General features: G+C 43.3%; 10 protein-coding genes. All 10 read right to left on the bottom strand.

Annotation, left to right across the window (positions count from 1 at the left end):
• Window positions 1–73 precede the first annotated feature (73 nt).
• Complete coding sequence (gene recJ, locus G603_RS0103940) at window positions 74–1,873, bottom strand: single-stranded-DNA-specific exonuclease RecJ (RefSeq protein ID WP_026669382.1); 1,800 nt, start codon at window positions 1,871–1,873, stop codon at window positions 74–76.
• A 110-nt stretch (window positions 1,874–1,983) separates the two neighbouring features.
• Entirely contained in the window at window positions 1,984–4,275 is a 2,292-nt protein-coding gene (locus G603_RS0103945; protein ID WP_026669383.1) for a protein translocase subunit SecDF, read from the bottom strand.
• A 22-nt stretch (window positions 4,276–4,297) separates the two neighbouring features.
• Window positions 4,298–5,737: a thioether cross-link-forming SCIFF peptide maturase gene (scfB, locus tag G603_RS0103950; RefSeq protein WP_026669384.1), complete on the bottom strand. Its 1,440-nt coding sequence runs from the start codon at window positions 5,735–5,737 to the stop codon at window positions 4,298–4,300.
• Between the two features lie 154 nt (window positions 5,738–5,891).
• Complete coding sequence (gene scfA, locus G603_RS19145; RefSeq protein ID WP_035791893.1) at window positions 5,892–6,038, bottom strand: six-cysteine ranthipeptide SCIFF; 147 nt, start codon at window positions 6,036–6,038, stop codon at window positions 5,892–5,894.
• A gap of 171 nt (window positions 6,039–6,209) precedes the next feature.
• Complete coding sequence (locus tag G603_RS0103960; protein WP_026669385.1) at window positions 6,210–6,575, bottom strand: DUF1667 domain-containing protein; 366 nt, start codon at window positions 6,573–6,575, stop codon at window positions 6,210–6,212.
• Window positions 6,576–6,580: 5 nt separating this feature from the next.
• Window positions 6,581–7,849 (bottom strand): NAD(P)/FAD-dependent oxidoreductase, encoded by a 1,269-nt coding sequence (locus tag G603_RS0103965; protein WP_026669386.1) that lies wholly within the window; start codon window positions 7,847–7,849, stop codon window positions 6,581–6,583.
• Entirely contained in the window at window positions 7,846–9,294 is a 1,449-nt protein-coding gene (locus G603_RS0103970; RefSeq protein WP_026669387.1) for an NAD(P)/FAD-dependent oxidoreductase, read from the bottom strand. The genes G603_RS0103965 and G603_RS0103970 overlap by 4 nt, the downstream gene beginning before the upstream one ends.
• A gap of 13 nt (window positions 9,295–9,307) precedes the next feature.
• A complete protein-coding gene (gene glpK / locus G603_RS0103975) occupies window positions 9,308–10,804 on the bottom strand; it encodes a glycerol kinase GlpK (protein ID WP_026669388.1) in 1,497 nt (498 codons plus the stop codon).
• Window positions 10,805–10,884: 80 nt separating this feature from the next.
• Window positions 10,885–12,033 carry an ROK family transcriptional regulator gene (locus G603_RS0103980; RefSeq protein WP_026669389.1) on the bottom strand — a complete coding sequence of 383 codons (1,149 nt, stop codon included), beginning with the start codon at window positions 12,031–12,033 and terminating at the stop codon, window positions 10,885–10,887.
• Window positions 12,034–12,055: 22 nt separating this feature from the next.
• Window positions 12,056–13,396, bottom strand: a complete 1,341-nt coding sequence (locus G603_RS0103985; RefSeq protein ID WP_026669390.1) for a fucose isomerase — start codon at window positions 13,394–13,396, stop codon at window positions 12,056–12,058.
• Window positions 13,397–13,430 lie beyond the last annotated feature (34 nt).

Here is a 13,430-nt window from a genome sequence, read left to right on the forward strand (position 1 = left end):
ATAGTTGATGAACTAACTATCTCCCCCTCATAAGAAACCGCTGACACACGCTCTATGCGTGTGTTTTGTGGTTTTATGAAGACTTTTTTTCTGAACATTTCATGTAATCCCTAAGTACTATTTGCAAAGACTCCATTCCCCTGTATTCATTAATTTGTGGTCTGTATGCTACATTTATATACATTTTATCATTTAATGAGCCATTATAAAGCTTTTTAACATTATCTTCTCCGAATGTTTCATTCAGGAATTCATCCCATTTATCAAGATTATTGAACACCATCATATCGTAGCATCTTCCTGTGGTATCCTTTATCTGGAATTTTCCTACATTTGCATTCTTACCGATGACTCTGCCACTTACAAGCTCAATATTTCTTGCAGCAAAAAGAGGCTCTTCATTACCTGTTCCGTAAGGACCTATTTCCTCGAATTCTCTAAGAAGCGGAATACTAAGATATTCCGGCGGAAGCTCCATATCTATATGAAGAACCTCCTGGAAATCATCCTCTGCCAAATTACAGTTATCATTAAGAGCCTTATTAAAGGCTTCCAGATTGTCTTTCTCTAATGAAAAGCCAGCTGCCATCTTATGGCCGCCAAACTTAAGAAGGAGATCTCTGCATTCACTTAAAGCATCATGCATATGATAAGCCTCAATAGATCTGCCTGATCCCTTAAGTATGCCATCCTTTGTATCAGTAAGAATGTAGGTGGGTCTATGGGTTGCTTCTCTGACGCGTCCTGCTATTATTCCTGCAAGAGATTCGTGAAGTCCAGACAGGTATATTACAAGCACCTTGGGAAGCTGTCCATTATATTCATCAAGCTTCACCATAGCAGCATCCTGACCTTCCTTTGTAAGGTCCTTGCGGCTGTCGTTTAATTCCTTTAATTCCTTAGCTATGCCTGCTGCTGCATCCGGATCCTGCTCAAGCAAAAGCTCTAGACCTCTCATGGCTGAATCCAGTCTTCCTGTAGCGTTAAGACAGGGGCCCAAGACAAAGCCGTAGATGTAGCAGGTAATTCTGTCTGCCTCCACACCACACTCCCTTATAAGTGCGTTGAGTCCCACATTATGTGATAAAGGTATATTCTTAAAGGAATCCTTTACGATAATTCTATTTTCGTCCTTTAAAGGCATAACATCACAAACTGTCGCCCATCCTGCAAATATTCTAAGGTCCCTAAAAAATCCATCGTTCTGACTTTCAGAAATACCCATAAGTTCTGCGAGTACACAAATAAACTTGTATGCAACCATCGCACCGCATATCTCATGGAACTTGCTTTCATCATCTTTTCTCTTAGGATCTACTACCGCATCTGCCTCAGGAAGGATCATTCTATCCTTGTCTTCACTGTCGCACAATACCTCATGGTGATCTGTGACGATCACAGTCATTCCAAGCTCTTTCGCATGTGCAACCTGCGTGGTAGCAGCTATTCCATTGTCACAGGTTATGATGGTATTAATACCTTCTTCCTGCGCTTTATCAATAAGGGCATCGCTAAGACCATAGCCATCCTCCACTCTGTGAGGAAGTCTTACATCCACATGTCCTCCGCATTTTCTGATACCTTCATAGAGGATATATGAAGAACAGATGCCATCCACGTCATAGTCACCAATAACGCGAATGTTATCTCCACGTTCTATGCATTCCTTCATTATTGCTGCCGCTTTATCCATATCCTGAAGCTCATGAGGATCATGAAGGGATCTTATATCTGAGTGTAGAAACGCTTCTACATCTTCAAACTCAAATACATCTCTGTTTCTAAGAAGTCTTGCAGTTATGGGCGAAATGCCATGCTCCTGTCCGATTTTATTAAAGTCAGCCCCTTTTCGGGTTACGAACCACTTTGCCATAGTTACCTCAGGTTGTTTAATTTTTTTTATTATAAAAATGGCAAAAGTCAGGAAAATCCACGATTTCCCTGACCTATGCTCATTCATTATAGCAGTTTTTAAGTGCTATATTATTTCTTATTTTCACCCTTAAAGCGAGTCTTCAGATCCATCCATATAGGTGATGCGATGAAGATTGAAGAATATGTACCTGCTACTACGCCGACCATAAGAGGAAGTGCGAAGAAACGGATATCCGGTACACCAAAGATGGCAAGTGCCAATACCATGATGAAGGTTGTGATTGATGTAAACAAGCTTCGTGTTATTGTCTGGCTTACACTCTTGTTAACAAGTGAAGCATAGTCATCTTTGTGGCTCATGTTGAACTGGTTCTCACGGATACGGTCAAAGGTAACGATTGTATCGTTGATTGAGTAACCGATAATTGTAAGGATGGCAGCAATGAAGGTACCACCAACCTGAATTCTTGTAAGTGCATAGCATGTGATAACGATAAGTGCATCATGTGCAAGAGCGATGATAGCTGCAGCACCAAACTTTATATCTCTGAATCTGATCCAGATATATGCAAGCATAAGTACAAGAGCAATGATCATAGCAGATGTTGCATCTGCACGCATCTCGTTACTGATTGTAGAACTGATACTCTCAGCAGCTATGTTCTCCTGAGGAACATTGTAATCTGTCTCAAACATGTTTGAGATTGCTTCACGCTGTGCTACTTCAAGAGTAACTGTCTTGAAGATAACCTGATTTGATCCTGATACTGTCTGAACCTGTACAGAATCAACACCTGTAAGCTCCTTGATCTTCGGAACTACTTCGCTGTCAAGCTTCTCTGTAGTCCAGTTCTCATTGAATGTAACGCTTGTGGATGTACCACCTACGAAATCAAGGCTGTAGTTGAATGCGCCAACTCCGCGTCCGCCGTTTACACCCATGGTTACAAAACCAATAAGGATGAGCGCAAGAGAGATGCCATAAAACATCTTTCTCTTTGATGTGAAGTCGATGATCTTAAGATCCTTAGCCTTGCCATACCACTTCTTATCCTGAATACCAAGATTAAAGAAGATGTTTGACATAATTCTTGTGATAACAAGAGCAGTGAACATGGATACGATAATACCAAGAGCAAGTGTTGAAGCGAAGCCCTTAACTGTACCTGTTCCTCTAAGTCCAAGGATAGCTGCTGCTATAAGTGTTGTGATGTTACCATCAAGGATAGCTGAAAGCGCCTTGCTGTAACCTGTCTTGATAGCAGCCTTTACATCCTTACCGCCTGCAATCTCCTCTCTGATACGTGCAAATACAAGAACGTTTGCATCTACCGCCATACCTACTGAAAGGATGATACCTGCGATACCAGGAAGTGTAAGTGTAATCTCGAATGCTGAAAGAAGAAGTATCTCAAGTCCTACATAGAAGCCAAGAGCAATACTTGCAGCAAAGCCGAGCACTCTGTAAACAACTAACATGAAAAGAATGATTGCTATGAAACCTACGATAGCAGCGATCAAACTTGTATGAATAGCATCGGAACCAAGCTGAGCACCAACTACGTTGGAACGGAGCTCTGTAAGCTGAAGCTTAAGTCCACCGATACGGATCATAGAAGCAAGGTTAGATGCTGATTCGAATGTAGGCTCACCTGTGATGATGGCACGTCCGTCTGTGATCTCAGCCTGTACGTTGGGAACTGAAATGAACTCACCATCATAATAGATAGCAATTGATTCGCCATTTGCGAAGGCCTTCTTTGTAGCCTCTGCAAACTTTGTCTTACCTTCGTCTGTGAACTCAAGCTGAACTACTACTTCCTGAGTGTTAGCTGTACCGGAATTCTGGTAACCTGCCTGAGCATCAGCTACGTCCTCACCCTTAAGTACGATAGAACCTTCTGCTTCAAGTTCTTCAATAGTCTTGTTTAATACATAACCGATCTGAGCATTCTCATCCATTACGAGGTTGCCTTCTTCATCGGTTGTGTAACCCATGTTGTACTCGTAGTTCTTGTTGCCTTCACTGTCTGTCTCGGCGATGAAGTACAGATTACCGGGCTGTCCCAGCTCCTCAAGGATCTTGTTTGCATCTGTAACACCGGGAATCTCGATGTTGATACGGTTAGAACCTTCCTGATAAACCTGTGACTCTGTGCTGTACTGATCTACACGTTGCTGGAGCTTGTAAATAGTATCTGACATATCCTCGGCGTTAGGTGTCTCTTCTCCACCTACCTCATAAGTGATGCTGACACCACCTGCAAGGTCAAGTCCGAGGTTGATACTCTTAAGTGAACCGGACTTGTCGCTTCCAAGACCATACACTGAAGAGTATGCGAGGCCGCCCAGTAGTAATAACATTACTAACAGAGCTAAAAATGGTTTTACCTTTTTCATTGTTCCTAATCCTCCATCTAAATCATTCGGCAAGGGCTGCCTTGATCATAATAGCGCACTCGATACGCTTCCTCTGCAGCTCGCATCCCGTTTGATAGGTTGTATTTATATCGCCATTGAAATTATAGGCGTTTGCAGCGCAACCACCACTGCAATAATATCTTGCAAAGCACTTCTGACACTCAGGTCTGGAGTACACATTGCTCTCTTTGAACATCTTCCTGATATCAGGTCTTGTGATACCATCGAAGACATTACCCATAATGAAATCTTCATTACCAACAAACTGATGACATGGATAAAGGTCACCCCAGGGAGTAACACCGAGATACTCACATCCCGATCCACATCCTGAAAGTCTCTTGGCAACACAGGGACCACCTTCAAGATCGATATTGAAGTGGAAGAAATTGAATCCTTTTCCTTCCTTGTGTCTCTGAAGGTAGAACTTGGCAAGCTCGTCATACTGCTCGCAAAGATACGGGATATCCTCGTCCTTTATAGCGTACCAGTCTTCAGGCTTAGCCACTACAGGCTCTACTGAGATCTGTTTGAAACCAAGGTCTGCAAGATGCTTAACATCCTCACAGAAATCCAGATTGTTGTGAGTGAAGGTACCTCTTACGAAGTATCTGAGCTGATGTCTGGACTCAGCAACCTTCTGGAACTTGGGAACTATCTGATCGTAAGTACCCTGTCCGCCGCGCATGGGACGCATCTTATCATTAACTTCCTTACGTCCGTCAATGGATAATACGATGTTGCCCATCTCTTTATTGGCAAATTCAAGGATCTCATCATTTAACAAGGTGCCGTTCGTAGTAAGAGTGAAGCGGAAATTCTTATCGTGCTCCTTCTCTATGCTGCGACCATACTCTACTATCTTCTTAACGACATCCCAGTTCAAAAGGGGCTCGCCGCCAAAGAAGTCGACTTCGAGGTTCTTCCTGCCGCCTGAATTCTTAATAAGGAAATCCAGGGCTGCCTTACCAACCTCTTCAGTCATAAGTGCTCGTCTTCCGTGATACTCACCCTCGTCTGCAAAACAATATTTGCATCTGAGGTTACAATCATGTGCGATATTGAGGCAGAGAGCCTTAACAACTGTATCTCTCTCCTTGAACTCTTCCACATAATTCTCATATACATCATCTGTATAGAGGACTTCGCTTCTGCGAAGCTCGAGAATGTCTGAAATAGCATCCTTCAGATCGTCACTACCATATTTACTTACTAATTCCGGATTCTTACCGGAGAGTTCTGATACGAGCTCTGTGCATAATACAGAATCATCATATCCTTCGGCATCGGGAGCAGTAATATCTCCTGAACCGAATCTGGCTGTCAGAGCTTCCTCGACAGGACCTGTCAGGTCAAAAACAATGTCGTCCACCACGTGAACGGATCCACTGTTTACATCCAGAACAATGTTATAACCGTTGTTCCTGTATGCATGAATCATAAAAAATTATCACTACCTTACTATTTTAAATTTATAAAAAGATCACCGATCAAGTGATACTTAATATACACAACCTGGTCTTTACACTTTACATAAGATAGGCAGCGGCTAGGCCGCTGCCTGACATTAAATAATTATTCAGTTAAGAACCAAATTACTTTGTAGCCTGCTCGCAGCTCTGGTTACCTACTGTGCAGGATGTCTTGCAAGCTGACTGGCAAGATGTCTGGCACTCACCGCAGCCGCCCTTTTTCATTGACTCTTTAAGATTTCTTGTTGCAAGTGTTTTTACATGCTTCATAATATTTCTCCTTTTCCGCTTGGGAATATTACCGAAAACAATAGTTTTCCACATTTCAGTAGTATAGCATACTTTAAGACAAGCGAAAAGCACTTTTTCTTATATGTAAAAAGAAATCGCAGCAGGTGCGATTTCTTTTATACATAGCCTTTTTAAGCTGTTTTTTCAATTTTATACAGTCTCTACATTTCTGGTAGCGATGACATCAACGCCTGTTCCTGCAACGTCCTTTACAAGAACATCTCCGATGTGAGCAGGAGCAGGTACAACAGCTGCATCGATATCCTTCATAACCTCAAAAATCTTGTCCTTGGGAATATCGCTTGCTGTTTTTACTGATACTCTCTCCTTGTCACCACCTGTGATTCTGATGGTGCTTGTCACAATTCGTGTGGGGTTAACTACTTCTTTTCTTGCGTAGATATCACCCTTCTGACATGTATTACCTGTAACCTCTGTTACTTCACCGTTCTCCATGGTAACTGTAAGCTGGCATCCCATGGGGCATCCGATGCATGTGAGTTCTCTCTTTTCCATTTTGGTCACTCCTTCTCAATCTTTACAGTTATCTTCTTCAGACCCTTGTGCTCCTGAAGCTGAGTCTTTCTGAGAATGATCTGCTCCATTTCGCCGGGAGCCATGATTCTCTTCTGGTTGTGCATGATTCTCTCATCATCAAAGTATACACTTACGAAAGAATTCTTATATACATCACCGACTCTGAATCTTACTGTAAGAAGATCGCTCATGCGCTCGGTATCAATTGTGCTGGGCACTGTGTATCTTGCGCCTTCTGTAGCAACGATCTCGATGACATCTGAGCTGTCAGCTGCCTTGCATCCGTCGTTAATATACTTAACAGCGTTCTCTCCGGCTCTCTTAGCCTCTTCAGATACATAGTCAACAAGGTCATGTACGTGAAGAACGTTACCACAGGCAAATACACCGGGGATGTTGGTCTCTAGGGATTCATTAACAACAGGTCCTGATGTAACAGGGCTCATCTTTACGCCTGCTGATCTTGAAAGTTCGTTCTCGGGAATAAGTCCGCAGGACAAAAGCAGTGTATCGCAGGTATATCTGATCTCTGTTCCGGGGATAGGCTTTCTGTCAGGGCCAACCTCAGCAATTGTAACTGCTGTTACATGATCTTTTCCTTCGATATCAACGACAGTGTGTGAGAGCTTAAGCGGAATGCCATAGTCATCAAGACACTGCACGATATTTCTCTTAAGTCCGCCTGAGTAAGGCATAAGCTCAGCTACAACCTTAACCTTAGCGCCTTCGAGAGTCATTCTGCGGGCCATGATAAGTCCGATATCACCTGAACCAAGGATTACAACCTCACGTCCGGGCATGTAGCCTTCGATGTTAACAAGTCTCTGAGCAGTACCTGCTGAAAAGATACCTGCAGGTCTGTATCCGGGAATGTTGAGGGCTCCTCTGGGCCTCTCTCTGCATCCCATTGCAAGGATTACAGCTTTTGCAGGGATCTGGAACATTCCGTCTTCTCTGTTCATGGCTGTAACGGTCTTGTCTGCTGCAATATCCATTACCATGGTATTGAGCTTGTACTCTATGCCAAGGTCAAGAACCTGCTTGATGAATCTGCATGCATATTCAGGACCTGTAAGCTCTTCCTTAAATGTGTGAAGACCAAATCCGTTGTGGATACACTGATTAAGAATACCACCAAGTTCATGGTCTCTCTCAAGGATGAGAATGCTGTCATTTCCGGCTTCTTTTGCAGCAACTGCAGCTGCAAGGCCTGCCGGGCCGCCTCCTACAATTACAATATCATATGTCTTCATGAGTGGCTTTCCTCCCCTTTGGTTCTTTCAAGAATGATGTTGGATTTTCCGCCGCTCTTAGTGATCTTTTCATAAGAAAGGCCTAACTCTCTGTTGATGATTTCCATCGTTCTGGGGCTGCAGAAACCTGCCTGACATCTACCCATTCCGGCTCTTGTTCTGCGCTTAACGCCATCAAGTGAACGCGCGCCGAGAGGTCTGTGGATAGCATCAAGTATCTCACCTTCTGTAATTGATTCACATCTGCATACGATTGTTCCGTAAGCAGGATTTTCTTTGATAAGAGCATTCATTTCGTCAATTGAAAGACCTTCTGTGCTCTTAATACCTTTGCGGGTAGCGATCCAGTCTGACTTCTCTGTAAGTCCCATCAAATCCTTAAGCATATCTCCTACCATCTTTCCGATTGCAGGAGATGCTGTAAGTCCGGGAGACTCGATGCCTGCTACATCGATAAAGCCTTTAGCATCTTTTACTTCTTCGATAACGAACTCATGTCTTTCAAGATGAGCACGAAGTCCTGCGAATGATGTAATTACATTTCTGAGAGGAAGGTTCTTTACATTCTCGCTGGCCTTAGCGGTAACTTCGTTAAGACCTGCTGCTGTTGTATTGTTTCCTTCCTTATTCTCAAGATCAATTGCTGTAGGGCCTACAAGAAGGTTTCCGTGTACTGTAGGTGTTACAAGTACTCCCTTACCGTATTTTGTAGGCTGCGGGAAAATTGTATGTGATACATAATTACCAACTTCCTTATCAAGAAGCAGGTAATCTCCTCTTCTCTCGATGATGTGCATCTTGTCAGCACTTACCATGTTATGGATTTTATCAGCATATACGCCTGCAGCGTTAACAACTACTTTGCTGATATACTCACCGTTGTTTGTGCGAATATGGAAAAGACCATCCTCACCCTTTTTGATATCCTCAACTTCAGTATTGAATCTGAATTCAACGCCGTTCATGTTGGCATTTTCTGCCATTGCGATGTTGAGCTCGAAAGGACAAACAATGCCGCCTGTAGGAGCATAGAGAGCACCTACAACGTCATCTGAGAGGTTGGGCTCCATCTCAAGGGCTTCTTCTCTTGAAATAATCTTAAGGCCCTTAACTCCGTTCTTAACACCTCTGTCATAGAGAGTCTTAAGTCCATCTATCTCTTCCTCGTGTACGCATACAACAAGGGATCCGTTTCTCTTGAAAGGAATATCAAGATCCTTTGAAAGCTGATCCATCATCTCATTGCCCTCAACATTGAGCTTAGCCATGAGTGATCCTTCTTCAGCATCAAAGCCTGCGTGAACGATGGCTGAATTAGCCTTGGAGGTTCCTTCGCAAACATCCTCACATTTTTCAAGTACACATGCTGATACATTGTATCTGGAAACTTCTCTTGCTACAGCGCTTCCGGAAACACCTGCACCAATAATCAATACGTCATACATTATTTATCTCTCCTTAACGTGCCCAGCCTCTTGTTGAAGCAACTGCCTGCTTCCAACCTGCGAGCTCTTTTTCTCTCTTTTCATTGTCCATTGTGCTTGTAAACTCTCTGTCTACAGCCCAGTTACTAATGACATCTTCCTTGTTTTTCCAATAGCCAACCGCAAGGCCTGCAAGATATGCAGCACCCATAGCTGTAGTTTCTACGCAGCTGGGTCTTACAACATTGGTATCAATGATGTCTGACTGGAACTGCAACAGGAAGTTATTCTTGGAAGCTCCGCCGTCTACTCTGAGACTTGTAAGCTTCTTACCTGTGTCGAGCTCCATGGCCTTAAGCACATCGGCTGTCTGGAAAGCCAGAGACTCAACTGTTGCTCTGATAATGTGATATTTGTTAACGCCTCGTGTAAGACCAACTATGGCTCCACGTGCGTAGGGATCCCAATAAGGAGCACCAAGACCTGTGAAAGCAGGCACAACGTAGCATCCGTTCGTATCCTTAACTCTTGTAGCAAAGTACTCTGAATCCGGTGCGGAATCGATGGTTCTAAGCTCATCTCTAAGCCACTGAATTGCAGCGCCTGCAACATATACAGAACCTTCGATTGCATAGGTCACCTTACCGTCAATTCCCCATGCGATTGTTGTAAGCAGATCGTTCTTGGAATAAACAGGCTTATCACCTGTATTCATCAGCATGAAGCATCCTGTTCCGTATGTATTCTTGGCATCACCCTCTTCAAAACAGGTCTGTCCGAAAAGCGCTGCCTGCTGGTCACCGGCTGCTCCGGCAATCTTGATCTCGCCGCCGAAGAACTCGGGATCTGTCTCTCCGTAAATGCAGCTTGAAGGCTTAACCTCAGGAAGCATGCTCATGGGAATATCAAGGATATCGCAAAGCTCCTTATCCCATTCAAGTGTATTGATGTTAAAGAGCAATGTTCTTGATGCATTGGAATAATCCGTTACGTGAACCTTACCCTTTGTAAGCTTGTAAATAAGCCATGAATCAACGGTTCCAAAGCACAGCTCGCCGTTTTCTGCTCTCTGTCTTGCACCGTCAACATTATCAAGTATCCATCTGATCTTGGTTCCTGAGAAATAAGGATCGAATTTAAGTCCTGTCTTGCACTGGAATTTCTCAACAATTCCGGGAACTTCTTCCTTCATTTTCTCAGCAAAGTCCGCTGTTCTTCGACACTGCCATACGATCGCGTGCGATATGGGCTGTCCTGTTTTTCTGTCCCATACGATAACAGTCTCACGCTGGTTGGTGATACCAATCGCTGCTATATCCTCAAAGCTCGCATCTATCTTGCTCATCGCTTCACGCGCAACAGACAGCTGTGTCTGCCAGATCTCACTGGCATCGTGTTCTACCCAACCCGGCTGCGGGAAAAACTGGGTAAATTCTTTCTGGGCGCAGGAGCAGATCTCACCTTTTTGATTAAAAAGGATGCATCTGTTGCTGGTAGTTCCTGAATCCAGCGCCATTACATATTTTGCCATTTCTTAAAATCCCCTTTGTGTTTTTGCTATAAATTTATCTGACTCATTTAAGTGATATCAGTTTTTATCCTGTTTTTGTTTTATGCGGTAAGAAACGCTTCATTCAAAAATACCGCAAGGCCCTCTGTATGTTCTCTGTTTACACGAAGATCAGTTTTTACAAAGAAATCATCCGAAACCAGCGGATCGTATTCCTTGTAAGCCTTTATAAAGCGTTCCATGTAGCCGGGAATCTCAAACATATATCCGATAAGCACTACGTTCTTGGAATCCAGAATGCTTATGCTGTTTTTGAGATTGAAGGCCAACATATCTATCTTATTGTCAATAATCTTCTCTATGTTTTCATCTCTTTCGAGCTTGTCTGCATTTTCATCGGTTCTGTCAAGCTCAGCCTGCACGTCGTCGGCTATCGCCTTGGTTGAAACATAAGCTTCAAGGCAGCCCTTACGTCCACAGTTGCAGCTGCGTCCGTCCTTTACTGCAGTCATGTGACCGATCTCACCGGCCATCTTGTTTGAACCCTGATAGATTTTGCCGTCGATGATAATGGATGCACCAACACCGGGGCCCCATTTCAATATGAAAAGATTACTAACAGTACGTCCAAGGCCAAAATATACCTCTGTCTGTGCATACGCTTTCAGGTTGTTCTCAACAACTACCTGAAGTCCAATATCCTTCTTAATAAGATCAGCGACCGGTATGCTTTCAGTCCAGATGCTATATGTATTGAGGCTTATTCCTCTTTTTCTGTCCACACTGCCGGGAATAGTTACAGCAGCTCCAAGGAGCTTCTCCCTGACAATGTTGTTTTTCCAGAAAAGCCTCTGACATTCATCCGTAACATTCCTGAAGAACTGTTCCGGCTTAGTATGCTTGTCTGTGGGAAGGCTACAGCTGCAAAGCATGTTACCCTTCATATCAGTAACTGCAATGTAGGTTGTATCTGATTCTACAGCGATGCACAGTACATTCCTGTATTCCGGATTGATGTCCACCAGAATCTTTTTCCTGCCCGCTCTTTTTTCTTCAGCAGCCTCGCCAAGTTCTACGATTATGCCCTCCTCCATCAACTCAGAGCATATTAAAGTAACAGAGGCGGCTGTTAAGCCAACCGTCTCTGCTATATCTTTTCTTGACATTGCTCCATTGTTGTTAAGCAAAAGAAGAATGGAAGAACGGTTACTAAGTTTTACGTTTTCTAAATTTATCCCCTGATATTTCATAATTAAATTATATCCAACTCTTTTAGTAACGTACAACCTCTAAATCGAGCATATTACCAAGTTTTTCGAGCTCCTCTGCTATATTTTTGTAGATAACTACATAGTGGGGTTCCCAACCATTCTTAATGGTTTCTTTAACAATCTTCTCTGCTGACTCCTTAGTCTGAACAACGATAGAAGCGCCATTGAACTGCTTGGGCTTATCCATAACATTTCCTTCCGCAATGAAGAATCTGAACTTACCTTCTGCTGTACGACCTACTCTGAAGATTGTAGCTTCCTCTGAAGCCTTGCATCCAAAGTCCATAACAGGTCCGATCTTTCTGTTGGGATGAACACCTACCTGAGCACCGGTGTCGCAACGTGCAAGGTTACATGCTGCCATTCCACAGTGCCAGAAAGTGATTGAACTTTCTTTTTCATCCATTGATACAGGATCACCGAAGAAGGTGGACTGACCTGTGAATGCAGTTCCGATATACATTGAAAGTGCGCCGTATACGTCTGCTTCACAGCTTGCAGGAATGTTAACCGCATTAAGAAGTGATAATACCATGCATACAGGTGTACCGAATTCTGTGAAGAAATCAGGCCAGCAGCGTGAAGAAATAGCACCGATACGGTTTTCATCTACATAAGCCTTGTATGCTTTGTAAAGTCTTGCAAAATCCTTGATGTTGTTCTCAGGCATTTTCTCAAGACCAACCACTTTTTCTTTTGCCTCAGCCAGATCAGAAGCACACTCCTCATCTGTATATGCCTTAGCCTTGTTGATAAGCTCTCTTGCTTCGATGGCATCAAGTGTTACACCGAATTTGCTAAGAAGCTCTGCATCCAGCGCTCTACCAAAACCGAAGCCCTGGGGTGTGTGACCTATTGCAGACATTTTAAGACCTGTAAGATCCTTCTTTACTCTTGCTGCAAAGATTGTAGCTTCGATCTCTCTCTTTACATTTTCCTCTGAAGGAGCGCCAAATACATGCTCGAATTTTCCCTGTCCTCTGAATGCGCATATAGCATTGGCTGCCGAGTATGCTCCTGTAAGAGAGTTGCTGCGAAGTCTTGTTCCGTCTATGACAGGCTCCCTAAGTGTCCAAAGCAGAATAGGACAATTAAATCTTCTAAGAACCTCACTTGCATAAGCTGCATTGGCAAATGTAATATTCTGTAAAATTACAAGATCGGGATTCTTATCGCTTAAAAAATCAGCTACAGCATCTACTGTAAGCAGGATGTCTTCAGGAACAACTATGTCCTTGTCAATTTTCTTTAAAAGCTCTGCTGAGTTATCAAACTGCTCATGTGCAGTTACCATCTCGTAAGTTCCTACTCCGATAGGAACATATACCACCTGAAAATTCATATCAAAACCTCTTTATTTGTTCCCCAAAAATCAA

Origin of the sequence: Butyrivibrio sp. AE3006 (genome assembly GCF_000424165.1) — a bacterium.
Classification (GTDB): domain Bacteria; phylum Bacillota; class Clostridia; order Lachnospirales; family Lachnospiraceae; genus Butyrivibrio.